Origin of the sequence: Geomesophilobacter sediminis, assembly GCF_016458275.1 — a bacterium.
Classification (GTDB): Bacteria; Desulfobacterota; Desulfuromonadia; order Geobacterales; family Geobacteraceae; genus Geomesophilobacter; species Geomesophilobacter sediminis.
Genome location: NZ_JAEMHM010000001.1, coordinates 263,625 through 285,924, shown reverse-complemented (window position 1 = coordinate 285,924; position 22,300 = coordinate 263,625). Strand labels below are relative to the sequence as shown.

The following is a 22,300-nucleotide window of genomic DNA, read 5'->3' as shown; positions in this document are numbered from 1 at the left end:
CCGAATCGGTGCCGGAGTTCCCGTCACGCCGGCGTCCCGAGATGCGCCTCCATCTGCTGGATGAAGGTATCGGGATTGATCGGCTTTTCTATGTAACCGCTGCATCCGGAGGCGAGCGCCTTGTCCCGGTCTCCGGCCATGGCATATGAAGTCACCGCCACGATCGGCACCTGGGCCAGGTCGGGATGGGCCCGCAGGTGCCGCGCCACGGTGTAGCCGTCCATGCGGGGAAGCTGGATGTCGAGCAGGATCAGGTCCGGCTTGGAGCGGACGGCGAGCTCGATCCCTTCCCTGCCGTCGGTGGCGGATGAGAACTCGTAGCCGTTTTTCTCCAGGATGAACTGGATCAGGTAGAGGTTCTGCTCGTTGTCCTCGATGTACAGGACCTTCTTTTTCATCGCTTCATACCTCACAGGTTGGTTGCGGTGTCCCGGCGGGCAGCCCCGGTTCGATCGGGGGCGCCGCGAAGGGGTTGCCTTGCGCCGGAAGGAGGAAGGTGAAGGAACTCCCCTCCCCGCGCCGGCTTTCGACGCTGATGCGCCCCCCCATCAGATCCACCAGCTTCTTGCAGATCGACAGCCCCAGCCCGGTCCCCTCGTATTTGCGGCTGAGCCCGCTGTCCACCTGCCGAAACGGCTTGAACAGCACCTCCAGTTCCTCGGCGGCGATGCCGATGCCGGTGTCGCGCACCGTGGTACGGTACAGGGCACCCTCGCGTTCGCAGGTAACGGTGATCTCCCCCTTTTCGGTAAATTTCACCGCATTGCTCAAGAGGTTCAGCAGTACCTGCTCCACCCGGCGCAGATCGCCGGTCATGGCAGCGACCTCCTCGGAAAGCTGCACCGACAGCGCGAGCCCCTTCTTCTCCGCCAGCGGCCGGATGGTGTGCACCGCCTTGCGGATCAGCTCGCCGTAGGCGAAGGTCTCGCAGGTGATGGTCAGCTGCCCCGCCTCGATCTTGGAGATGTCGAGGATGTCGCCGATCAGGGCCAGGAGATGGTTGGCGCTGTTGCGCACCAGTCCCAGCTGCTTTTCCTGTTCGGCATTGAGCGGGCCGGCCAGCTTTTGCAGGAGGATCCCGCTGAAGCCGATGATGGAGTTGAGCGGGGTGCGCAATTCATGAGACATGGTGGCCAAAAACGCCGATTTCAGCTGGTCGGCGAACTCGGCATGTTCCTTGGCCTGGGCCAGTTCGTCCAGGGTGCGCCGCAGCTCGGCGGTGCGCTCGTCCACCAGCCGGGCAAGGCCGTCCTGGTATTCGCGCAGGCGCTCCTCGGCCCGGTTGCGGGCGGTGATCAGGGTCGACAAAAGAAGCGTCGAGGCCGCGGCGACGCCGAAGTAGGACTGCAGCAAGAGGAGTGCGCCGTTCAGCGGGTACCCGGTGAACGGGCCCCGCCCGTTCACGGTCCAGATCAAGAAGCTCACCATCACCAGGGCCACCAGGACCGCCGTCTCGAAACGCCCGAAACGGAAGGCGGTCCAGAACAGCACCGGGAAGACCAGGTACTCGAGCGGCAGGTTTTTCCCGAAAACCACCGCCTCGACCAGGAACAAAAGGAGCACCAGGAGCAGCGCTTCCCCTGCTTTGGCCGCGCTCCAGCGCGAAGTGGGACGCCCTTCCCAGGTCAATAAAAGGGGCGTCACCACGAGGGCGCCGACCGCATCCCCCAGCCACCAGGTGAGGCACATCTGGCCGCTGCGCGACCAGTCGCCGGAGTAGCTCGAGAAGGCCGCGGTGCCGATGGTGGCGCTCAGAAGCGGGCTGGCCAGGGCGCCCAGGATGATGAAGCAGGAGGCGTATCGGGTGCCGGCGAAGGGGTCCTCGTTCCCGATGCAGCGCCGCACCAGGAAGCCTCCGGCCAGGGCCTCCAGCGTGTTTCCCAGCGCGGTGACGCCGGCCACCAGCAGGGTCGCCGCCGACGCCGTCGGCGCCCCGGCAAGGAGCAGCAGGTTGGCCGCCAGCGCTCCCACGAACACCCCGGGCCAGACCCGGTAGCCGAACTGCAGGCAGGCCGCCAGCGCGATTCCGGTCGGAGCCCACACCGCGGTCGCGTTGGTCTGTTCCAGGGCCAGCAGAAAGCCCAGTTTGGCCGTCGCCAGGTAGGCAAGCGCAACCGCCAGGTTGTGCAGCAAAGACGACGCGAAAAAACGGCTCCGGCTCATGCGGCAACTCCGTCGGCTCCGGGCGGACGGACCGGCAGCGTAAAGGTGAAGCTGGTTCCGCGCCCCGGCGCGCTTTCCACCCGGATCGTCCCGCCCATCAGCTCGACCAGTTTCTTGCAGATGGAGAGTCCCAGGCCGGTCCCCTCGTACTTGCGGTTCAACCCGGTATCGATCTGCTGGAAGGGCTGGAACAGCCGATCGAGGTCCGCTTCCTTGATGCCGATCCCGGTGTCCGCGACGCAGGTGACCAGGAAATCCCCGTCGCGTCTGCTGCGGACGGTGACCGAGCCCTGCTCGGTGAACTTGATCGAGTTGCTCAGCAGGTTGAACAGGATCTGTTCCACCCTCCGGGCGTCTCCGGTCACCGGACCGACATCCCCGGAAAGGTCCAGGTAGAGCTCCAACCCCTTCTTCTCGGCCAGCGGGCGTACCGCCTGCTCCACCTTGCGGATCGATTCGGCCAGATGAAAGGTTTCCGATTCCACGCGCAGTTGCCCCGCCTCGATCTTGGAGATGTCGAGCACGTCGCTGATCAGGGCCAGGAGATGGTCGGAGCTTTTGCGCACCATCGCGAGCTGCTTCTTCTGCTCCTCGTTCACCGGTCCCCCGAGCCCCTGCTGCAGGATCCCGGTGAAGCCGATGATCGAGTTGAGCGGCGTGCGCAGCTCGTGGGACATCGTCGCCAGAAACGCCGATTTCAGCCGGTCCGCCTGCTCGGCGCGTTCCTTGGCATCTTCGAGGTCCTCCAGGGCGGCACGGAGCTTCTCGTTGGTCTCCTTGAGGGTCAGGGTCCGCTCGTCGATCCGCCGTTCCATCTCCCGGTTCATCAGCGCCAGCTCCGCGGTCCGCGCGTTTACCTGGTGCTTGAGCACGAACCCACCCACCACGCTCATCACCAGCACGCTCCCCAAGACCAGCGCGGAGACCTGCAGCCAGGCCGGGAGCTTGAACTCCACCTCATCGCTGGTCCACCTTTTCATTGCCGCATAGTACGCGGAACGCGGGTCCTTCTTCATCTCCGCCAGATGCCGGTCGATGACCGCCAGCAAATCCCCCTTCTCCTTCGGAGCCGCAAAGAAAAAGGGGGCCGGGTCGAACATGACCGGGGTGTCCTCCAAACCGTACTTGCGCGCGTACATCAGCCCGTAGAGCCGGTTGGTGAGACCGGCGTCGGCCCGGTTGTCGGCCACCATCTGGAACTCGGTCTGGTAGTTCGGCACCGGGATGAGGGTGAATTTCAAGCCGAAGCTGTTGGTGAGGCGGGTGAAGGTCTCCAGTTGGATGGTGTTTTCCAGGGCGGCGATCCGCTTGCCGTTGAGATCCAGAAGCGACTGGATGCCGCTCCCTTTCCGCGCGTATACCTGGGACCAGACCGAAAGGACCGGGATCTTGTGGAAGGCGTAGATCCGGTCCCGCTCCGTGGTGTACGCCACGTCGGGCATCAGGTCGATCTCTCCCCTGGAGAGCCGGTCCAGCCCTTCGGCCCAGGTCCCGGGGACATAGCGCAGGTTCCAGCCTTCGGCCTTGGCGATGTTTTCGATGATCTCGACGAAGATACCGGCCGGTTTGCCGGTGGTGGAGGTAAATACCTTGGGGGCATTCTCATAGATGCCGACCGAGACGTTGCGCGATACGGCATGGGCAAGGTCAGGGAGTGTAATGAGCAGTAGCAGCAGAAAGGAAAGGCAGCGGAAAGGATGAAAGACGGGAGCCGGGCGAAGGAAAGGAATGTAAGCCTTGTGGTGGTTGACAGCTCCCGACATACGATTCCTCTTCGCAATAAGCCGCAGCGAATTAGCACGACTTTATTTAGCACTTTTGAGTGAATTTGGCGAGCGTTATTGTTGTGTTGCACGGGAAAAGCATGGTTCGAAGCCCCCGGCGGGTACCGGCTTTGACAGTCATACGACCGACTGTGAGCAAAAACTCTGAGGCTTGCCGTGTAACGCAGATTTGGATTGAGCGTCCGGAACCGGTACCGGTGGGCAGAGGGCTCCCACCTTGCGAAGTGGCGAACGGAAAAACAAAAAGCCCCCGGGGAGTGCCGGGGGCTTTTGGGGATGAATCGGTGCTGCGGGAGCGGGATCTACTCTTCCACGGGCCGGATCGAGTTGATGACCACCGGCTCGACCGGAACGTCCTGGTGACCGCCCTTGTTGCCGGTCTTGACGGCGCGGATCTGGTCGACGACGTCCATACCTTCGATCACCTGCCCGAAGACGGCGTAGCCGAAACGGTCCGGGGTCTTGCCGGAGTGGTCCAGGAAGGCGTTATCGACAACGTTGATGAAGAACTGGGAGGTGGCGCTGTCGACCATGCTGGTGCGGGCCATGGCGAGGGTGCCGCGGACGTTTTTCAGGCCGTTGGTCGCTTCGTTCTTGATGGCGAACTTGGTCTTCTTCGGGTTCATGTTCTCGTCCAGCCCGCCCCCCTGGATCATGAACTCCTTGATGACCCGGTGGAAGATGAGCCCGTCGTAGTAGTTCTCCTTCACGTAGGAAAGGAAGTTACGCACCGAAATGGGGGCCTTGTCCTTAAAAAGCTCGATCTTCACGGTACCCATAGAGGTTTCCATAATGACCTGCGGATTTTTTTCTTCAGTCATGTTTGCGTCGCTCCTTATTGATTTTTGATCGGCCCTCTCTTTTAGCATACAAATGAGAGAGCGGCAAGTCGGCGCACACTCTCATTGCAAAGCCGGCACCGGCAGGTATATTCTGACCCTACGTCATTTGAAAGCGCACCGCAGAGGGCGCGGAGGGACGCAGAGGAACATTTTTGCTTTCGGAGGATCCGATGAAACGATATCTGCTGCTGTTACTTCTTGCCCTGGCGATCCCGCTGAGCGCCTCGGCCCAGCCCGCCTGCCAGCCGCCGGCCAAGGTCGGCCAGCAAGCGCCGGAGTTCGCCCTGGATGCGCTCGTCTCCACCGCCCCGGGAAAAGAGTTCGGTACCGTCGACCTGAAAAGCCTGCACGGCAAGTGGGTCGTCCTCTTCTTCTATCCCGCCGATTTCACCTTTGTCTGTCCGACCGAGATCAAGGGGTTCAGCGAAGCGGCGGGCGAGTTCAAAAAGCTCAACGCCGAGGTGATCGGCGCCTCCACCGACAACAAGTTCTCCCACCTCGCCTGGGTGAAGCGGGGCGATCTCGGCGAGCTGAAGATCCCGCTGGCGGCGGACGTGAAGAAGGAAGTGGCGGCCCGGTACGGGTGCCTGGACGAGAAGGAAGGGGTGGCGCTTAGGGCCCTTTACATCATCGATCCGGAGGGAGTGCTGCAGTACCAGGTGGTACACAACCTGGATGTGGGGCGCAACGTCGACGAGACCCTGCGGGTGCTGGAGGCGCTGCAGACCGGCTCGCTCTGTCCGCTGGGATGGAAACCGGGGCAGCGGACATTGGGGCCGTCCAAGTAATCGGTCTTGCAATGATATTTGCACTGCTCTAGCATACGGCATTGGAGGTGTATCAGTAATGAGCGACAAGTTTGATCAGATAATCACCGAGGCTCTGCAGTTGCCTTACGACGAGCGGGCAAGACTGGTGGATGAGCTTTTAGTGTCTTTAGAGCCTGAAGACGAAGCGGCAATCAATGCAGAATGGGCTGCTGAATTGGATAGACGCATGCTGGATCTAGATGAGGGGCGGGTAACTACGGTCCCTTGGGCAGAGGTCAAAGCATATGCCAGACAGCGGGTCAAGAACAAAGTATGAAGTCACCTTTCACCCTGAAGCGATCGAAGACTATGCTGAGGCTTTCGAATGGTATGCCGAACGGGCGGAGCATTTGGCGGAGAGTTTCGAGCGCGAATTCGACCGTTCTTTTGAACTGCTCGTAGAGGCTCCACATCGGTGGCTCTCGCCACGCCGGCGTACTGGCCGGGTTCTGCTCAGGCGGTTTCCTTTTGCCATCATCTGTCGCATTGGTGACGCTGAAATTGTCATAATGGCGGTAGCTCATCACGGTCGCCGCCACGGCTACTGGAAGCATCGATCCTGAACTACCCAAACATCTCCTTCATCTTCGAAAAGAAGTTCTCCGCGCTTTTTACCTCTTCCTCCGGCGACGTCTCCTTCACTACACCGCTTTGCTGCACATTAAGGACTGAAGCCGGAAACTCCTCCAAAAACCGCGAAGGTATCCGCTCCTGCAGCTTGCCGTACTTCTTCCGGTAGAGTGCCCGGGTCATTACCAGCTGTTCCCTGGCCCGGGTGATCCCCACGTAGCAAAGCCGCCGTTCCTCGTCCACGGTGAAGTCCTCGTAGATCGCCCGCCGATGCGGCAGGATCTCGTCCTCCAGCCCCACCAAAAAGACAAAGGGAAACTCCAGCCCCTTGCTGGAATGCAGCGACATCAGCGTCACCGCGTCGCGGCCGTGATCCTTCTTGTCCTTGCCGCTGAAGCGGTCTTCGTCCATCAGGGAGACCTTCTCCAGAAATCCGGACAGCGTCGGGTTGGGAATCCGCTCCGCGTAACCGGCCATCGAGTTGATGATCTGCTCGACGTTCTCCACCTTGCGCCGCGCGGCCGCCGCGTCGTCGATGGTGCGGAAGATCTCCTCTTCGATCTTGAGCTTCTTGAATAGTTCCGCCCCCTTCTCCGCCAGCCCCCCCTCCGCGGCGAAGGCCTGCGCCGCGTCGAGCAGGGTGCGGTGGAAGGCGAGCACCTTCTCCCGGGTAGCTTCCGCGACCCCCTCGATCTCCGCGACCCGCCCGAAGGCCTCGAAAAGCGGGCACTCGTGCTCGATGGACCACTGGTTGATCCGGATCACGGTCCCGTCGCCGATGCCCCGCTTGGGGAAGTTCACGATCCGCAGCAGCGCCACCTCGTCGAGCGGGTTGGCGATCACCTTGAGGTAGGAGAGCGAATCCTTGACCTCCTTGCGTTCGTAGAACTGGGTGCCGCCGATCAAAACGTACGGGATGTCCTCGAAGCGCAGCTGCTCCTCGAAGGCGCGGCTTTGGGCGTTGGTGCGGTAGAGGATGGCGAACGAGCTGTAGGGGGTATCCCGGTTGAAGCGCTCCAGTTGGATCCGTTCCACCACCGAGGTCGCCTCCTCCTCGTCGTCCTGCACGATGCAGAGATCGATGGGAGGGCCGGAGCCGGCGGCGGTCCAAAGCCTTTTCTCCTTGCGCACCTTGTTGTTGCTGATCACCGCGTTGGCGGCCTCCAGGATGTTCCCTTTGGAGCGGTAGTTCTGCTCCAGCTTGATGGTGCGGCACCCTTTGAAATCCTTCTCGAAATCGAGGATGTTGCCGACGTCCGCGCCGCGCCAGCCGTAGATCGACTGGTCGTCGTCCCCGACCACGCAGAGGTTCCCCCACCCCGCCGCCAGGTGGTTCACCAGCAGGTACTGGGAGGAGTTGGTGTCCTGGTACTCGTCCACCATGATGTACCGGAAGCGCTCCTGCCAGTATTTGAGCACCTCCGGATGGTGCTGCAAAAGCTCGGCGGTGAGCATGATGATGTCGTCGAAGTCGATGGCGTTGAACGCCTTGAGCGCCGACTGGTAGCGCGGATAGACCTGCGCCGCCATGAAGTCGATGTCGTCGCCGAAGGAGGGGATGTACTTATCGGGAGGGATCAGCTTGTTCTTCGCCCCGGAGATGCACCAGATGATCTTCTCCGCGTCGTACTTGACGTCGGTGGTGTTGATCTCGCGCACGATCTGGCGCACCAGGCCGACCTGGTCGGCGGTGGAATAGATGGAAAAGTTCCTCTTGTAACCCAGGCGCTCGATGTCCCGTTTCAGGATGCGGACCCCCAGGGAATGGAAGGTGGAAAGGACCACCCCCTTGGACCCCTTGCGTCCCACGAGGTGCTGCACCCGCTCCTTCATCTCCTTGGCCGCCTTGTTGGTAAAGGTGACCGCCAGGATCTGGTCCCCCGGAACCTTCTTGTCCAGGATCAGATGGGCGATGCGGTAGGTGATGACCCCGGTCTTGCCGGAGCCGGCGCCGGCGAGGACCAAAAGCGGTCCTTCCGTGTGCTGCACCGCGGCAAGCTGCTGGGGATTCAAACGGGAAAGATCGAGCATGGTACCTCAAAAAGCAATGGACAATGGACAATGGACAATGGAAAACGAACTCAGGGGCTCCCCCCTTTGCAAAAGGAGGGTCGGGGGGATTTGCCTCGGCAAAACCTTAAAAGCAAATCCCCCTAAATCCCTCTTCGCAAAGGGGGACTTGAAAGCCTGGCATGTAGGGAAGGAAAATACCGACGCGGCGGGGAGATATCTGCGGGGCTCGCTGCCGGGGGAGCATCTTATTTACCAAATGCGCGGCTTTGTTTCAAGGGGGCGAGATCCGTGCCACCGCGGTTCCCTTCCGGCCGCCTCTATGCTATAAAGAGTGGCTTCGACCGCGCCCCGTGCGGCCGAAAATTTTTTGGGGAAGGAACCAGCATGGAGAACCAGGACGCGGCGCGCCGGATTGCCGAGCTCAGCGCCGAGCTCGAACGGCATAACCGCCTCTACTACGAACAGGATCAACCGGAAATCACCGACGCGGCATACGACCAGCTCTTCAAGGAACTCAAGGAGCTGGAGGAAACGTATCCCGAACTGGCTCTCCCCGATTCCCCGACCCGCCGGGTCGGCGGACGGCCGCTGGACAAGTTCGTCCCGGTCGCCCACCGGACCCCGATGCTTTCGCTGGAAAACGCCTTCACCGCCGACGACATGACGGACTTCGACGACCGGATCAAACGTTTCCTGGGTCTGGCCGGCGATGCGCAGATCGACTACACCTGCGAGCCCAAGATGGACGGCGTTGCCGTGGAGTTGATCTACGAGAACGGGCTCTTCACGGTCGGCTCCACCCGCGGCGACGGGATCGTCGGCGAGGACGTGACCGAGAACCTGAAGACCGTGAAGGCAATCCCCCTGCGGCTGAGAACGCCGCAGCCTCCCGAGTTGCTCGTGGTGCGCGGCGAGGTTTACCTCCCGTTGGCCCCGTTCCAGAAATTCAACGAGGAACGCCAGGAGGCCGGGGAACCGCCGTTCGCCAATCCGCGCAACGCCGCCGCCGGAAGCCTGCGCCAGCTCGATTCCCGCATCACCGCCAAGCGCCCGCTCTCCATTTTCTGTTACGCCCCCGGAGAGGTGATCGGCTACGAATTCGGCTCCCAAGGGGCATTCCTCCGGACCATTCCCGCCTGGGGGTTTCCGGTGAACGACCTGGTGCGCAGCGTCTCCGGCATCGCCGCCGTCCACGCCTACTACGAGGACATGATGGCGCGACGGGAGGAGCTTCCGTACGAGATCGACGGGGTCGTGGTCAAGGTCGATCCCTTTTCCCTGCAGCGCGAACTGGGCGAGAAGAGCCGGTCGCCGCGCTGGGCGATCGCCTGGAAGTTCCCGCCGCGCCAGGCAATCACCGTGGTCGAGCAGATCGTCCCCCAAGTCGGACGGACCGGGGTGATCACGCCGGTGGCCCACCTCAAACCGGTCGAGGTTTCCGGGGTCATCGTCTCCCGGGCCACCTTGCATAACTGGGAGGAGATGCAGCGCAAGGACGTCCGCTCCGGCGACACCGTGGTCGTGGAACGGGCCGGTGACGTCATCCCGGCGGTGGTGCAGGTGCTCACCGACCAGCGGACCGGCGCCGAGGTCCCGCTGGAAATCCCCGCCACCTGCCCCGAGTGCGGCGGAGAGGTGGTTCGCATTCCCGGGGAGGTGGCGGTGCGCTGCATCGGCCTTGCCTGTCCGGCGCAATTGCGCGAGTCCCTCAAGCACTTCGCGTCGCGCCGGGCCATGGACATCGAGGGGCTCGGCGAGAAGTTCATCGAGCAGCTTTTGAGTCTCGGCCTGGTGCAGAACGTCGCCGACATCTACGAGCTCAAGCGCGAGGACTTCATGAAGTTCGAGCGGATGGGTGACAAGCTCGCCGATAACCTCCTGAACGCGATCGAGGCATCCAAGACCCGGGATCTCTCCCGCCTCATCTATGCATTGGGAATCCGCAACGTCGGTGAGCACACCGCGAAGCTCCTCGCCCGCGCCTTCGGCAGCATGGAACATCTGGAGCAGGCGAGCGAGGAGGAACTGACCTCGGTCCGCGAGGTCGGCCCCCTGGTCGCGGCGAGCATCGTCGACTTCTTCAAAAATGACGACAACCGCGCGGTGATCAAACGGTTGCAGCAAAACGGGGTCGCCCCGACCGTCGAGGAAAAGACGCTGGGCGGGAAATTCACCGGCAAGACCTTCGTCTTCACCGGCGCGCTGACCCGGTTCACCCGTGACGAAGCGAAGCGGATGGTGGAGGCGGAAGGAGGCCACGCGGCAGGATCGGTCTCCAAGAAGACCGACTACGTCGTCGCCGGCGCCGAGGCGGGAAGCAAGCTGGAAAAGGCCCGGCAGCTCGGGGTGAAGGTGCTGACCGAGGACGAATTCATGGAGCTGATGAAGTAGCAGACCGCAGCATCGCCGTATCAATCAACATCATTTAAATTCACATGTTATGAAAACTCAGGAGGAATAATGCACAAGTTCATTGTCGCTGCCATCGTGACGCTTCTTGCCGCACCGGCCTTCGCCGCTGACAAGGACACGAAGGCAAACGCAACACCGCCGCCGGCCGCCGAAGCCAAGGCTGCCGAGCCCACCAAAGACGAGATATTCTACGCGGTGGGGCTCACCGTCGCCCGGCAGCTCTCGGTCTTCGACATGTCCCCGGCCGAGCTGAGCCAGGTCATGAAGGGACTTCAGGACGGATTGACCGGGAAGACCCCGGTATCCAACATGGAGCCCTACCTCGGGCAGATCCGGGACCTGGCCAATGCCCGCCGCGCCGCGCAGGGTGAAAAGCTTTCTGCGCAGGCCGATGAATTCGTTGCCAAGGCTGCCGCCGAAAAAGGGGCGATCAAGGCGGAATCGGGACTGGTGTATAAATCGCTGCGTGAGGGGACCGGGCCGAGCCCGAAGCAGGGGGATACGGTGAAGGTCCACTACCGGGGGACCCTCATCGATGGGAAGGAGTTCGACAATTCGTACAAGCGTGGCGAGCCGGCGGAGTTTCCGCTGAACGGCGTGATCTCCTGCTGGACGGAAGGGGTGCCCAAAATGAAAACCGGAGGAAAGGCGCGGCTGATCTGCCCCCCGTCGCTCGCCTACGGCGAGTACGGTTCCGGCCCCATCCCGGCCAACTCCACCTTGGTCTTCGAGATTGAGCTGCTCGAAGTAAAACCGGCCCCGGAGAGCAAGGAGAGCAAGTAGCACCTTTACCGGGCGAAACCTCAAGATGTCGATCCACGTCCGCTCCCTTTTCCTGGGTGGGAACAGGTTAGGACCCCATCCTCACCCTGTCCCTCCCCTTGAAGGGGAGGGGACGCGGCGCCACCGTCATCCGCTTGCTGACCTCGCCTCGTTTTGCCTCGTTTTGCCTCGTTCCCAAGGTCCACCTTTGCCTCGTTTCCCAAGGTCGACCTTGGGAGCGCAAAGGTCCCCCCCTACCCCCGATGCTTGTTGAACCACGCGATGATCGCGTCAACGGGTTGATTGCCGGTCAGGCGATCAACAACCTTTCCATGTCGCAGCAGAAAAAGCGCCGGAATGCCGCGCACTCCGAAACGCGCCGAAGTGTCGGGACTCTCGTCGGTATTGACCTGCACCACCGCCGCTTTCCCCGCCAGAAGTTCTGCCACCTTTCGCACGCCCGGTGCGAGTGAGACGCAGTGCGGTCACCAGGGTGCCCAGAACTCCGCGATCACCGGCGCATGATAGCCGGCAACGAATCGGTCGAAGCTGTGGTCGTCCAGTTGTTGCGGATGCAGGTACAAGGGCGGGAGCTGGGCCTTGCAGCTGCCGCATTTACCGGCGACGCCTTCCTTCTCCGCGGGGATACGATTAGCCGTCCCGCATTCGGCACAAGTTACGATGTATGCTGCCATGAGAGATCTCCCCTATCCTATTGATTCACCAGCCCTATACTAGCAGTTTCCGCTCCGAGTTTGTTCCTGTCATTTATCGTTCCACTCGCCGGCGCTTTCTGGTATGGTACTGGATTGACCACTATAAAAGGCCCCTGGCAGGGGCAGTTACCGGAGGATTCCCCGCATGAAGAAAAGCCGTCTCTCTCTCCTGCTGATCGTCGCGATGGTCGCGGCGTCGCTTACCTACTTCGCACTCTCGGCGCAGGCACAAAACGCAGCGCCCCAGGCTGCCAAGGCCGCCCCTGCGCCGACCGCACAGGGAGTGAACGTACCGATCCTGCTCTACCACCGCTTCGGTCCGGCGGTCGTTGATGGCATGACCATCAAGACCTCGGTTTTCGAGGAGCACCTGAAGTACCTGCGCGACAATGGCTACAAGGTCATCCCGCTGCGAGCCCTGGTGAACTGGTACCTGAAAAAAGGGCCGGCCCCCGCGCCGAAATCGGTCGTAATCGTTGAAGATGACGCGCACAAGAGCGTCTACAGCGACATGCTGCCGCTGGTTAAGAAGTACAACGTCCCGGTTACCATGTTCGTCTACCCCTCTGCCATCTCCAACGCAAAATACGCCCTGACCTGGGACCAGATCCGCACCCTCAAGAAAACCGGTCTGTTCGACATCCAGTCGCATACCTTCTGGCACCCGAACTTCCGCAAGGACAAGAAGAAAATGACCCCGGCCGAGTATGAGAAGTCGGTCCATACCCAGCTGACCAAATCGAAGGATCGGCTGGAAAAACAGCTCGGCGACAAGATCGACATGCTTGCCTGGCCGTTCGGGATCTACGACGACTACCTGCTCAAGAAGGCCGGCGAGGCCGGTTACATCGCGACCTTTACCATCGAGGCGCACCATGCAACCGCCCGCGACAGCGTGATGAAGCTGCCCCGCTACCTGCTGATCAACTCCGACCAGGGCAAGTACTTCGCGCGCATCGTAGAAGGCACCGCGCCGAAACGGAACATCGTCTACTAACCCGGCTGTTCCTACCGTCACTCCACCCTCTACCGGAAGACGAGAGGAATGCCCAGGCACAAAAGGTTCCCCGACGTCCCTCCCCTTCCCGGGGAGGGACCGGGTGAGTATGGGGTTGGCAGATGCCCAACGGCGCCGAGCACGACAAGAAGCATCCCTGTCCCGACTGCACCTTCTGCCAGTGGTGTTCCGACGACCGCTGCCGGATGTGCCGCGGCGAAAAAGGCTGCAAGAAAAAGCTCTCCATCGCCGAACAGATCGAGCTCTACGAAAAGGTCAACGGCAAGAAGAGCGACTGAACCGACCGAAGATTCATTCCCAAGATGCAAAAAGGCCCGCAGCTTTCGCGGGCCTTTTTCATTTTCAGCTGGACTCTCCGGGTGACCCCGGAGCGGCGAGAGCGGGCGCAGCATGGCTGCGCCCTTCCCGTTGCATCCTCAACGTTGATCGCTCGAAAGAGATCAGTTGAATTTGGTAGTGATGTCGTCGATGACTTCCTTGCTGAAGCCAAGCTTGGCTTCGGCCGCGATACGGCCGTCGGCCTGCTCGGTGACGATGACATAGTTGATGCCGAGCACCCGGCTGAAGATCGTGGCCTTGTTGCCGGTGTCGAGGTTCTCGGCGATCGTCTTGGTCATGCCGTTTTCGGTGACGACCGCTACCGGGCCGAGCTTGGTATTGGCCCAGGAAATACGCCAGTAGTAGTGCCCGGCGTTGGGCATCCCGTACTTGTCGAAGAGACTTTCAAAGAACTCCACCTTGTCACAGACGTTGCCGAACTTCTTCTTTCGGCAGCCGGAATAGTTCCCTTCGTTTTTATCATCCATCGATACGTCGATTGCGACCTGCTTCCTGGTCTCGTAGTTGAGCAGCAGGTAGTCCTCCTTCTTGCTGATGCCGAAGGCGCTCCCGACGTTTTTGAAGGCGTTGACCACCCCCTCCACCTGACCTTCGACCGGAACTCTTTCGAGCAGCACGTACTTGGTCCCTTCGACATCGCCGTTTTGGAAGGGAGCGACCGTGAAGCCATCCGGGACGGGGATGCTGGCAGTCCCTTTGCCGGGGGTGTACAGAAAACCCGTGGTACCCCTGCCCACCAGGATCCCATGGGAGAGCGGAATCAGGGTCTCACCGGTGATCTTCTTTCCGGTAACGGTGGTAATGGCGTAGTCGCTTCCCCGCTTGTCGACGGTAGCCAGAAGAAGCGGCTCCGACCCAACCCGCATGAATTTGATGACATAGGATTGGGGGGAAACCTGCGCCACGTAGGTCACGTCCCCGGTCACCGGGTTGGTGCCGTACTTGACGATCTTCCCTTCCGGATCGGTGTAATGGTTGCCGTTGGCTTCGAAGCCGTCGGTCTTGCGGACAAAGAGGACGCCGGAGTCGAGTTTGGGAAGCGCGGCGATCTTTTCCGCAAAGGCCTCTTCGGTCATGACGTCCGATTTCTGCTGATTCACCGGTTGCTGTTCCCGGCTTTGTTTCCCGAGGTATCTTGCCAGGACTTTCTCCCGCATGGCCATCTGTTCCGGAGTAAGTTGCCGAGGCGATCCCATGTAACAGCCGGACAATGACAGTGCGAGTAACGAAAACGACAGCAACTTGAGACAATGCATTACAACCCCCTCTGGCAGTAGTGGAGTGCCGGAGCACCCGGAATTTTATCCCGCAGATCCTATCATGCCTTGCAACATTAAATCAATACACATGGTGCCAGCTTCATTGTTTTCGACACACGCGCCACCGCCGCTCAAAAAAAAAGGCCCGCTTCAAGCGGGCCTTTCCCTTCACACCTATGTCGGGTTCAGCGGTCAGGTCTTGCGCCCTTCCTGGTGAGGCACCTCGCGTACCCTCGCCTCGACCTTTTTCCCGATCAGCTCCCCAGCTACCACAGCAAGATAGCTGACCGTCACCAGCCGGTGGATGAAGCCTTGGGTGTACCGGTAGAACATGCGCCCTAAGGCAGACGGGGGGACTTTCCCCAGCAGGAGCGGGTGGTAGCCGGTAAGTTCCGCTTGGATCCGCACCCCAGCATCCAGTTTCCAGCCAGCCAGCGAGAAACTGCCGTCGGCTTCGCCCTTCCGAAGAAGCACGCCGCCGCAAATCGGCAGCAAGACCCGCTCCCCCTCGTTTACGACATCGAAACGAGGGGGCTCAAAACTCAACAGCGGGATGACCAAGAGCCTGAAGCTGACTCCGGATGCGGTCTGGACCGGACGGACCATCCCAAAGGTGCATTTCCGGATGTGGTTCAGATACCGTTCCAGCAGGAATGACGCGCATCCGATCGGGAGCTCGCCGACTTCCGGCAGATCGATCCACTGAACCGAATGCACCGAGTGGTCCGGGAGCAGCACCTGCTGGCAGGCGACCTCCTTGACCACCGGCGCGGCGTTAATGGGTTACCTGGCCTTCAGCGGCAGCGGCGGCCATGGCGGCTTTGGCTTCTTCCATCGCCTCCATTTCCTTGATCTTCTCGCCCAGCCAGAAGTGCAGGTCACGTGCGGTCTGCAGATTCACCACCACGCCATTGGCTACGTGACGGACCAGGCTGCGCTGCAAATCCTCCGGCTCAACGGTGGTTTCCGCGCCGATGGTGCCGTTTTGGTTGATCTCATAGCCCAGTGCGTTCGGAAGCGGCTGGCGCTCCAGGTAGAAGTTCATCACCAGTTCGCCGCGCGGGGAAACCCCGCCGTGGGCACCGTTCACATACACCGGGTTGTAGTCGTAGGTGAAAATGTATTTGAAGGTCATTTCGGGTTTGTTTGCCATCGTGATGCTCTCCTTTGAGGGTGTGGTTTTACAAGCAGCGCATTTTTATAACATGGAGCGCGTTCCATGGCAAACAACTAATGGTGACAAACGTGCCATTGAGGTTACCGATGGAGCAAATATACGTGCGCAGTTGGCCGGGAGAAACCGGGAACGAGATTTAATGCGCGAACGGAGCGGATCTAAGACAGACAGAGGTTTCCCTTTTGGCAAAGGGGATTGGGGGTGAGGTTCGATGCTGGGAGTGGCAGTCGCGGCAGCGTCCCCCCAGGCCCCCTCCCGGATGGGGAGGGGGACCGGTAATTGCGAGGAGGCCGGTTTGCCGGCAGATACGCTAGTTGATGTGCAAATTGCGGTTGGTCTTGGAGAGGTAGTAGTCGTAGTTTCCTTCGTAGTGGCGCATCTCGCCGTGGTCGATCTCGACCACCCGGTCCACCAGTTTGCGCAGGAAGTGACGGTCGTGGCTTACCAGGATGACCGTTCCGGCAAAGTCGGCAAGCGCATTCAGCAGGATCTCGCGGGACTTGATGTCCAGGTGGTTGGTCGGCTCGTCGAGGATCAGGAAATTCACCGGGCGGGCGAGAAGGGTCGCCAGCACCACGCGGCTCTTCTCGCCACCGGAGAGGTTCTCGATCCGCTTGTCCACGTCGTCCCCCTGGAACAGGAACGACCCCAAAAGGTTGCGGATCACGCCGATGGTCGCCAGCGGGATGACATCCTGCAACGTCTCGAAGATGGTCTTCTTCGGGTCCAGGATCTCCATGGCATGCTGGCTGAAGTAGCCGACCTCGACGTTGGCGCCCAGGGCGACCGTCCCGGCGGTCGGTTCGGCCTCGCCGGCGAGCACCTTCAGAAAGGTCGATTTACCCGCCCCGTTCACCCCGACGACCGCGATCTTGCTGAGCCGCTTGATGATGCCGGTCACTCCCGAGAAGACGGGATGGGTCCCGCCGCCATGCAAGGGCCAGGTCTTGCCGAGGCCATCCATCACCACCACGTCGTCCCCGCTGCGCGGCGGCTCCTTGAAGACGAACTTGACCACCCGGTCCTCGGGCGGAATCTCGATCCGGTCGATCTTTTCGATCTTCTTTACCCGGGACTGCACCTGGGCGGCGTGGGAGGCACGCGCGGCGAACCGGGCGATGAATTCCTCCTCTTTGGAGAGCATCTCCTGCTGGCGGTTGTAGCTGGCGATGAGCTGTTCGCGGCGGATATCGCGCTCCCGCTCGTAGAAATCGTAGTTGCCGCCGTAGGTGGTGATGGTCTTGTTGGCCACCTCCACAATCCGGCCGACGACACGGTTCATGAAATCGCGGTCGTGGCTCGTCATCAGGAGCGCCCCCTTGAACTCGTTGGCGATCCACTCTTCCAGCCAGATGATCGACTCCACGTCGAGATGGTTGGTCGGCTCGTCCAGGAGGAGAACGTCGGGCTGCAGGGTGAGGATGCCGGCCAAGGCCACGCGCATGCGCCACCCGCCGCTGAACGACTCCACCGGGTTAGAAAAACGGTCCGGTCCGATCCCGAGACCGGTGAGGACCTCCTGGGCCCGGGAGTCCAGATCGTAGCCGCCGCGGTGTTCGAACTCTTCCAGGGCACTTCCGTAGCGCGCCAGCAGGGACTCCATCTCGTCATCGGGGAGCGGCTCCGACATCCGCGCTTCCATCTCCTTGAGCTCGCCGGCCAGCCGCACGGTGTCGGCGGAGACCGCCATGACTTCCTCAAGCGCGGTACGCCCCTTCATGTCCCCGATGTTCTGGGAGAAGTAGCCGATGGTCGTGTTCTTGCCGACGGTGATCTCTCCGGCGTCGACTTCCTCCTCGCCGGTAATGATCCGAAACAGCGACGTTTTGCCGGCACCGTTGGGGCCGACCAGGCCGGAGCGGGTGCCGGGGAGGATCTGAAAGCTCGCCTCGCGGAAGAGGACCTGCGAGCCGTACTGCTTGGTGATGTTGGACAGATGAATCATGCATTACTCCAAAAATGGGGCTGAACCACAACCATTCACCGTTAGCACGAAGGGAAAATGGTTACAACCGAAAAGCAATGAGGGAAGGGCAATGAGCCGGCTGCAATCCGCGCTACAGGCCCTGTTCATTGTTCAGCGGACAGCTGTTCAGAACTTGTACAGAACTGTCGAAGCTATTTACCGAGAAAGCGGCAGGTCTCTCTAACAGGATCTGGCTAACTACTCAAAAAAGAACGGAAGATAGATTAACAATAAATAACTCAGTCAAGCGGAACTTTGGGCCTGTTTGCTGCTTTTGATAAGGCATGCAGATCAAGCAACCAATCTAAAGGAGGGCGTCATGACGTTGTTTCCGGCAATAATGATGACCATCACCCTCACCATCCTGGTGATCATGGTGCCCCGTATGTATATGTCTTGGATGAAGGCGGCGCAGTTGAATGAGGAGAGAGATGCGGAGCGTCTGGCGGAACTGCTGGCGGACCAGAATGACTGGATCAACCGCTTTTTCTCCTGTGGCGTTGCGGGGCTCGGGCTGGTCTGGCTGCTGATGAGTCACCAAGGCCCCGGCGTTCCGGCGGCTTTGACCGACAGCATTGCCCTCTATGTAACCGTGACGCTGCTGCTGGCGATCGCCGAGTCGTTCCTGGCTCAGAAAGTAGCGGGGCTGCTCCGGACCATCCCGGTACGGGTGAAGGTGCGCGAGAAGTAGTTACCTGGAGCGGAGCCGGTCCACCATGCGCCGCACCAGGTTGGCAACGTAAATCGAAACAAACAGGATAAGGGCGACGTTCACAAAACGGGTCCAAAGCGGGTCCGGAACGCTTCGCCCCAGGTTCCCCGCCAGGTACCAAGCGCAAAGTCCGACGCCGATGACCGCCCCACCGATGACGAAGGGGCGTTGCAAGGGAGATCGGGGAGTATTCTGGCGATTCATCATGATAAGCACCTGTCAGAAAGCATCGGGGCGACCAGACGGTCGCCCCGATGTCGTTTATACGGGGACTGGCTCCGAAGGTGCCTTTCCCCTTTTTCGTCTCTGCCCCCATCCTCACCCTGTCCATCTTCTTGAAGGAGAGGGAACGTCAGGCGGCATGCCTGCTAAACCAGAGGCATCTTTCCCCACAAGCGGAACTACCGGTAAATCCGCTCGCCGAACAGGGCGGAGCCGACCCGCACCAGGGTGGCCCCTTCCTCGATCGCGGCCTCGAAGTCCCCCGACATCCCCATGGATAGTTCCTTCATCTCCACTCCGGGAATCCCTGCCACCGCTATCTGCTTCGAAAGCTCCTTGAGCTGGCGGAAGTACGGGCGCGCCCCTTCCGGGTCGTCGAAGAACGGCGGCATGGTCATCAGGCCCCGCACCCGCACGTGGGCGAGCTTTGCCACCTCCCGCACGAGATCGAACGCATCGGAGGTGGTGGTCCCGCTCTTGGTGGCCTCCTGCGCGATGTTCACCTGGATCAGCACGTCGCAATTCTGCCCCAGAGCCCCCCACTGCCGGTCGATCTCCGTCGCCAGGGAAAGACGATCCACCGAGTGGATCATCGCCACCTTTCCGGCGATCTGGCGCACCTTGTTGCTTTGCAAGGAGCCGATGAAGTGCCAGGTGACCGGCTCATCCATCTCGGCGAGCTTTCCGACCAACTCCTGCACGTAGTTCTCACCGAACAAGGTCTGCCCTGCGGCAAAGGCTTCGGCAATCGCAGAGGCCGGCTTGGTTTTCGAGACCGCTACCAGGCGCACCTCTTCCGGAGCGCGGCCGGCCCGGCGGGAGGCGGCAGCAATCCGTTCCTTTACCGCGGCGATATTCCCTGCGATTGCTCCATTCATGGCAGCGCCCCCATTACCCGCAGCGCCGCGACCACCTCGCACAGCGGCAGCCCGACGACGTTGGTGTAGGAGCCGTCGATCTTCTGCACCATGTGGGCCGCGCCCCCCTGGATGGCATAGGCACCGGCCTTGTCGAACGGGCAGCCGGTATCGATATAGCTTTGGATTTCCTCTTCCCGGAGCTGCTTGAAGAAGACCTTGGTCCGGATCGCCTCGCGCACCACGCCCTTACGTTCCTTATCGTAGAGGGCAAAGCCGGTCACCACTTCGTGGGCCACCCCGGAGAGCTTGCGCAGCATGCGCTCGGCATCGGCGCGATCTTTGGGTTTGCCCATGATCTCACCGTCGCACAAGACGATGGTATCGGCGCCGACGAAGAAGCGGCCGGAGCTCTCGTTTTCGGCGCTGGCGCGCGCCTTTCCTTCAGCGAGGCGGAGGACGTAATCGATCGGTTCCTCTTCGGGGAGCGCGTCCTCATTGATATCGGCAGGGGCGACGCGGAAGGTGATGCCGGCGGATTCCAAAAGCTCGCTGCGCCGTGGCGAGGCGGAAGCGAGAACGATCAATTCAGTGGTCATGGTATGTGCTCCTGGTATCTAATCGAGTAGCCCCCGACCGGATGATGCCGACCAAGGGCTTATGGGCGCAGCATGCGACCCGTAGGTTGCGTTGAGCGCTGCGCAACGCAACATCAGGCCTTGACGTCGCGTTGCGTGCCTCAACGCGACCTACGGGACTTTCTGCCCATTGTTCATTTTCATTGTTCATTGATTAGTGGTGCAGCCATCTTCTCCCGAGCGTGTTCAGAAGGAAGAGTGACAGCAGCAACAGGATGCCGGCGACGATGTTGGCCGGCCGGCTGTTGATGATGCCGGTGACCAGCGAGGCGATGCCCATCAACAGGATCAGCACCTCCATAGATAGAAGCCGTCCGATCAGAGAAACTTCCTGCCGTTCCTTGTCGCCTTTCATGGTCGCCTCCCCTGCCCTGCCGGGCAGTGTTGTGAAGCGCTGACTGCAAATCCCATCCTCACCCTGTGTTGCAAGCCGTGCTCCCGTACGCACCCCCTTGAAGGGGAGGGGACGCCCGGCGAGGCGGTGCCCTTTTTAGGCTACCGCTCTTTGTTCATCAATCATTGTTCATCGAGCAACTGCCGCCACCCTTCCAGCGCCTCCAGCGCGCGTTGCGCCAGACGGCCCCGTTTTTCCTTCTTCTTGATCCGCACCCCCAACTCCGGGAAAAGCCCGTAGTTGACGTTCATGGGCTGGAAATGGGCCGCCGCTGCGTTCGTGATATGAACCGCGAGCGCCCCGATCGCGGTCTCCGGCGGCGGAACGGTCAGCGCGTCCCCTTTGGCGAGACGGGCCGCGTTCACCCCGGCCACGAACCCGCTCGACGCCGACTCCACGTAGCCTTCCACGCCGGTGATCTGCCCGGCGAAGAAGATCCTCGGATCGGACTTCAACTGGCAGGTCGGGAGCAAAAGCTGCGGCGCGTTGATGAAGGTGTTGCGGTGCATCGACCCCAGCCGGACGAACTCCGCCTGCTCCAGGCCGGGGATCATCCGGAAGATGCGCCGCTGCTCGGGCCAGGTCAGCTTGGTCTGGAAACCGACCAGGTTGTACATGGTACCCTCGCGGTTTTCCTGGCGCAGCTGGATCACCGCATGCGCCTCGACGCCGACCCGCGGGTCGACGAGGCCGACCGGCTTCATGGGACCGAAACGGAGGGTGTCGAGGCCGCGGCTGGCCATCTCCTCGATCGGCATGCACCCTTCGAAATGCACCACCTTCTCGAAACTCTTCGGCTCCACCTTCTCCGCCGCCAGGATCTCCGCCACAAAAGCCCGGTAGCTCTCCTCGTCCATGGGGCAGTTCAGGTAATCGTCGCCGTCCCCCTTGCCGTAGCGGGAGGCGCGGAACACCTTGTCGTAGTTCAGGGATTCCGCCGTGACGATGGGGGCGATGGCATCGTAAAAGTAGAGGTACTCGCCGCTCAACCGGCCGATTTCCTCGGCAAGCGCACCGGAAGTAAGCGGACCCGAAGCGATCACGACGATCCCGTCGTCAGGAATCCGGGGCACTTCTTCTCGCACCACCTCGATCAGCGGATGCTCCTCGATGCGCCGGGTGACGTAATCGGAAAAAAGCTGCCGGTCGACGGCGAGCGCTCCGCCGGCGGGGACCTTGGTTGCTTCCGCCCCTTCCATGAACAGCGAACCGAGCCGACGCAGCTCTTCCTTCAAAAGCCCGACCGCGTTTTCCAGCGAGTCGCCGCGCAAGGAGTTGGAACAGACCAGCTCGCTCAGCCCGGGGAGATGGTGGGCGGGAGTATAGACACTCGGCTTCATCTCGAAAAGCCGAACCTTAACGCCGCGCTGCGCTGCCTGCCAGGCGCACTCGCAGCCGGCCAATCCGCCACCTATTACCGTTATCATTTGGGTCATCGTGCTACCGAACCTCTTAGTCTTATTTTGGGATAGTACCAGCCGGGGACGCAATCATAAAAAGGGGATCCAATGTTAGTGAGCAGCCACAGCATGATTCATCTATGACAGAAAACCTGGCCGTGTAAAGGATCGCCCGTCCTCAAATAAAAAGCGGGGTCGAGGACCCCGCGTTTCTTGCCACGTTTGTACGTCCCTCACCCCAGCCCTC

General features: G+C 61.1%; 23 protein-coding genes. 8 read left to right on the top strand and 15 right to left on the bottom strand.

Annotated elements, in window-relative coordinates; all coding sequences use genetic code 11:
• Positions 1-23: 23 nt before the first annotated feature.
• The 4 genes from JFN93_RS01220 to JFN93_RS01205 all read right to left on the bottom strand — a co-directional run bounded on the left by JFN93_RS01220 (position 24) and on the right by JFN93_RS01205 (position 4,768).
• Positions 24-398 carry a response regulator gene (locus JFN93_RS01220; protein ID WP_199382152.1) on the bottom strand — a complete coding sequence of 125 codons (375 nt, stop codon included), beginning with the start codon at positions 396-398 and terminating at the stop codon, positions 24-26.
• A gap of 4 nt (positions 399-402) precedes the next feature.
• A complete protein-coding gene (locus JFN93_RS25415; RefSeq protein WP_236021472.1) occupies positions 403-2,163 on the bottom strand; it encodes a sensor histidine kinase in 1,761 nt (586 codons plus the stop codon).
• Positions 2,160-3,926, bottom strand: coding sequence for an ATP-binding protein (locus JFN93_RS01210; RefSeq protein ID WP_199382151.1), 1,767 nt, complete (start codon positions 3,924-3,926; stop codon positions 2,160-2,162). Before JFN93_RS01210 ends, JFN93_RS25415 begins: the two co-directional genes overlap by 4 nt.
• A gap of 323 nt (positions 3,927-4,249) precedes the next feature.
• Positions 4,250-4,768 (bottom strand): peptidylprolyl isomerase, encoded by a 519-nt coding sequence (locus JFN93_RS01205; protein ID WP_199382150.1) that lies wholly within the window; start codon positions 4,766-4,768, stop codon positions 4,250-4,252.
• A gap of 191 nt (positions 4,769-4,959) precedes the next feature.
• On the opposite strand from JFN93_RS01205, the gene JFN93_RS01200 reads away from it, so the two are divergent.
• From JFN93_RS01200 to JFN93_RS26005, 3 genes are read left to right on the top strand one after another with little or no spacing between them, the layout of a single operon-like run.
• Positions 4,960-5,577, top strand: coding sequence for a peroxiredoxin (locus JFN93_RS01200; RefSeq protein ID WP_199382149.1), 618 nt, complete (start codon positions 4,960-4,962; stop codon positions 5,575-5,577).
• 58 nt (positions 5,578-5,635) lie between these two features.
• Entirely contained in the window at positions 5,636-5,875 is a 240-nt protein-coding gene (locus tag JFN93_RS01195; protein WP_199382148.1) for an addiction module protein, read from the top strand.
• Entirely contained in the window at positions 5,844-6,161 is a 318-nt protein-coding gene (locus tag JFN93_RS26005) for a type II toxin-antitoxin system RelE/ParE family toxin (RefSeq protein ID WP_199382147.1), read from the top strand. Before JFN93_RS01195 ends, JFN93_RS26005 begins: the two co-directional genes overlap by 32 nt.
• Position 6,162: 1 nt before the next feature.
• On the opposite strand, the gene JFN93_RS01185 is transcribed toward JFN93_RS26005, so the two are convergent.
• Complete coding sequence (locus JFN93_RS01185; protein WP_199382146.1) at positions 6,163-8,199, bottom strand: ATP-dependent helicase; 2,037 nt, start codon at positions 8,197-8,199, stop codon at positions 6,163-6,165.
• A 366-nt stretch (positions 8,200-8,565) separates the two neighbouring features.
• Between JFN93_RS01185 and ligA the strand changes: the two genes are divergently transcribed.
• Both ligA and JFN93_RS01175 read left to right on the top strand, forming a co-directional pair.
• Positions 8,566-10,572 carry an NAD-dependent DNA ligase LigA gene (ligA, locus tag JFN93_RS01180; protein ID WP_199382145.1) on the top strand — a complete coding sequence of 669 codons (2,007 nt, stop codon included), beginning with the start codon at positions 8,566-8,568 and terminating at the stop codon, positions 10,570-10,572.
• A 69-nt stretch (positions 10,573-10,641) separates the two neighbouring features.
• Complete coding sequence (locus JFN93_RS01175; RefSeq protein ID WP_199382144.1) at positions 10,642-11,376, top strand: FKBP-type peptidyl-prolyl cis-trans isomerase; 735 nt, start codon at positions 10,642-10,644, stop codon at positions 11,374-11,376.
• 233 nt (positions 11,377-11,609) lie between these two features.
• On the opposite strand, the gene JFN93_RS01170 is transcribed toward JFN93_RS01175, so the two are convergent.
• On the bottom strand, positions 11,610-12,050 hold the full coding sequence (locus tag JFN93_RS01170) for a thioredoxin family protein (protein WP_199382143.1): 441 nt from the start codon (positions 12,048-12,050) through the stop codon (positions 11,610-11,612).
• Between the two features lie 166 nt (positions 12,051-12,216).
• Here JFN93_RS01170 and JFN93_RS01165 point away from each other — a divergent pair, with 166 nt between their 5' ends.
• Positions 12,217-13,068, top strand: coding sequence for a polysaccharide deacetylase family protein (locus tag JFN93_RS01165; RefSeq protein WP_199382142.1), 852 nt, complete (start codon positions 12,217-12,219; stop codon positions 13,066-13,068).
• Positions 13,069-13,190: 122 nt separating this feature from the next.
• Positions 13,191-13,367 (top strand): hypothetical protein, encoded by a 177-nt coding sequence (locus JFN93_RS01160; protein ID WP_199382141.1) that lies wholly within the window; start codon positions 13,191-13,193, stop codon positions 13,365-13,367.
• A 162-nt stretch (positions 13,368-13,529) separates the two neighbouring features.
• Here JFN93_RS01160 and JFN93_RS01155 read toward each other — a convergent pair whose 3' ends face one another.
• From JFN93_RS01155 to JFN93_RS01140, 4 genes are all read right to left on the bottom strand, one after another.
• The gene (locus JFN93_RS01155; RefSeq protein WP_199382140.1) at positions 13,530-14,585 is read right to left on the bottom strand and encodes a hypothetical protein; all 1,056 of its coding nucleotides are present in this window, start codon (positions 14,583-14,585) and stop codon (positions 13,530-13,532) included.
• A 294-nt stretch (positions 14,586-14,879) separates the two neighbouring features.
• Positions 14,880-15,452 carry a hypothetical protein gene (locus tag JFN93_RS01150; protein ID WP_199382139.1) on the bottom strand — a complete coding sequence of 191 codons (573 nt, stop codon included), beginning with the start codon at positions 15,450-15,452 and terminating at the stop codon, positions 14,880-14,882.
• A gap of 10 nt (positions 15,453-15,462) precedes the next feature.
• Complete coding sequence (locus JFN93_RS01145) at positions 15,463-15,840, bottom strand: hypothetical protein (RefSeq protein WP_199382138.1); 378 nt, start codon at positions 15,838-15,840, stop codon at positions 15,463-15,465.
• Positions 15,841-16,174: 334 nt separating this feature from the next.
• Positions 16,175-17,809, bottom strand: a complete 1,635-nt coding sequence (locus JFN93_RS01140) for an ABC-F family ATP-binding cassette domain-containing protein (protein ID WP_199382137.1) — start codon at positions 17,807-17,809, stop codon at positions 16,175-16,177.
• A gap of 340 nt (positions 17,810-18,149) precedes the next feature.
• On the opposite strand from JFN93_RS01140, the gene JFN93_RS01135 reads away from it, so the two are divergent.
• Complete coding sequence (locus tag JFN93_RS01135) at positions 18,150-18,521, top strand: hypothetical protein (RefSeq protein WP_199382136.1); 372 nt, start codon at positions 18,150-18,152, stop codon at positions 18,519-18,521.
• On the opposite strand, the gene JFN93_RS01130 is transcribed toward JFN93_RS01135, so the two are convergent.
• The 5 genes from JFN93_RS01130 to trmFO form a co-directional block, all read right to left on the bottom strand.
• Positions 18,522-18,749 carry a hypothetical protein gene (locus tag JFN93_RS01130; protein ID WP_236021470.1) on the bottom strand — a complete coding sequence of 76 codons (228 nt, stop codon included), beginning with the start codon at positions 18,747-18,749 and terminating at the stop codon, positions 18,522-18,524.
• A 194-nt stretch (positions 18,750-18,943) separates the two neighbouring features.
• Positions 18,944-19,642: a YggS family pyridoxal phosphate-dependent enzyme gene (locus JFN93_RS01125; protein ID WP_199382135.1), complete on the bottom strand. Its 699-nt coding sequence runs from the start codon at positions 19,640-19,642 to the stop codon at positions 18,944-18,946.
• Complete coding sequence (locus JFN93_RS01120) at positions 19,639-20,220, bottom strand: Maf family nucleotide pyrophosphatase (protein ID WP_199382134.1); 582 nt, start codon at positions 20,218-20,220, stop codon at positions 19,639-19,641. The genes JFN93_RS01125 and JFN93_RS01120 overlap by 4 nt, the downstream gene beginning before the upstream one ends.
• Positions 20,221-20,413: 193 nt before the next feature.
• Entirely contained in the window at positions 20,414-20,614 is a 201-nt protein-coding gene (locus tag JFN93_RS01115; RefSeq protein WP_199382133.1) for a hypothetical protein, read from the bottom strand.
• A gap of 161 nt (positions 20,615-20,775) precedes the next feature.
• Positions 20,776-22,089 (bottom strand): methylenetetrahydrofolate--tRNA-(uracil(54)-C(5))-methyltransferase (FADH(2)-oxidizing) TrmFO, encoded by a 1,314-nt coding sequence (gene trmFO, locus JFN93_RS01110; RefSeq protein WP_199382132.1) that lies wholly within the window; start codon positions 22,087-22,089, stop codon positions 20,776-20,778.
• Positions 22,090-22,300 lie beyond the last annotated feature (211 nt).

Bases quoted from the DNA above. Each gene is read 5' to 3' on its own strand.
- JFN93_RS01220 (WP_199382152.1), bottom strand. From the start codon at position 398: ATGAAAAAGAAGGTCCTGTACATCGAGGACAACGAGCAGAACCTCTAC.
- JFN93_RS25415 (WP_236021472.1), bottom strand. From the start codon at position 2,163: ATGAGCCGGAGCCGTTTTTTCGCGTCGTCTTTGCTGCACAACCTGGCG.
- JFN93_RS01210 (WP_199382151.1), bottom strand. From the start codon at position 3,926: ATGTCGGGAGCTGTCAACCACCACAAGGCTTACATTCCTTTCCTTCGC.
- JFN93_RS01205 (WP_199382150.1), bottom strand. From the start codon at position 4,768: ATGACTGAAGAAAAAAATCCGCAGGTCATTATGGAAACCTCTATGGGT.
- JFN93_RS01200 (WP_199382149.1), top strand. From the start codon at position 4,960: ATGAAACGATATCTGCTGCTGTTACTTCTTGCCCTGGCGATCCCGCTG.
- JFN93_RS01195 (WP_199382148.1), top strand. From the start codon at position 5,636: ATGAGCGACAAGTTTGATCAGATAATCACCGAGGCTCTGCAGTTGCCT.
- JFN93_RS26005 (WP_199382147.1), top strand. From the start codon at position 5,844: ATGCCAGACAGCGGGTCAAGAACAAAGTATGAAGTCACCTTTCACCCT.
- JFN93_RS01185 (WP_199382146.1), bottom strand. From the start codon at position 8,199: ATGCTCGATCTTTCCCGTTTGAATCCCCAGCAGCTTGCCGCGGTGCAG.
- ligA (WP_199382145.1), top strand. From the start codon at position 8,566: ATGGAGAACCAGGACGCGGCGCGCCGGATTGCCGAGCTCAGCGCCGAG.
- JFN93_RS01175 (WP_199382144.1), top strand. From the start codon at position 10,642: ATGCACAAGTTCATTGTCGCTGCCATCGTGACGCTTCTTGCCGCACCG.
- JFN93_RS01165 (WP_199382142.1), top strand. From the start codon at position 12,217: ATGAAGAAAAGCCGTCTCTCTCTCCTGCTGATCGTCGCGATGGTCGCG.
- JFN93_RS01160 (WP_199382141.1), top strand. From the start codon at position 13,191: ATGCCCAACGGCGCCGAGCACGACAAGAAGCATCCCTGTCCCGACTGC.
- JFN93_RS01155 (WP_199382140.1), bottom strand. From the start codon at position 14,585: ATGCGGGAGAAAGTCCTGGCAAGATACCTCGGGAAACAAAGCCGGGAA.
- JFN93_RS01145 (WP_199382138.1), bottom strand. From the start codon at position 15,840: ATGGCAAACAAACCCGAAATGACCTTCAAATACATTTTCACCTACGAC.
- JFN93_RS01140 (WP_199382137.1), bottom strand. From the start codon at position 17,809: ATGATTCATCTGTCCAACATCACCAAGCAGTACGGCTCGCAGGTCCTC.
- JFN93_RS01135 (WP_199382136.1), top strand. From the start codon at position 18,150: ATGACGTTGTTTCCGGCAATAATGATGACCATCACCCTCACCATCCTG.
- JFN93_RS01130 (WP_236021470.1), bottom strand. From the start codon at position 18,749: ATGATGAATCGCCAGAATACTCCCCGATCTCCCTTGCAACGCCCCTTC.
- JFN93_RS01125 (WP_199382135.1), bottom strand. From the start codon at position 19,642: ATGAATGGAGCAATCGCAGGGAATATCGCCGCGGTAAAGGAACGGATT.
- JFN93_RS01120 (WP_199382134.1), bottom strand. From the start codon at position 20,220: ATGACCACTGAATTGATCGTTCTCGCTTCCGCCTCGCCACGGCGCAGC.
- JFN93_RS01115 (WP_199382133.1), bottom strand. From the start codon at position 20,614: ATGAAAGGCGACAAGGAACGGCAGGAAGTTTCTCTGATCGGACGGCTT.
- trmFO (WP_199382132.1), bottom strand. From the start codon at position 22,089: ATGACCCAAATGATAACGGTAATAGGTGGCGGATTGGCCGGCTGCGAG.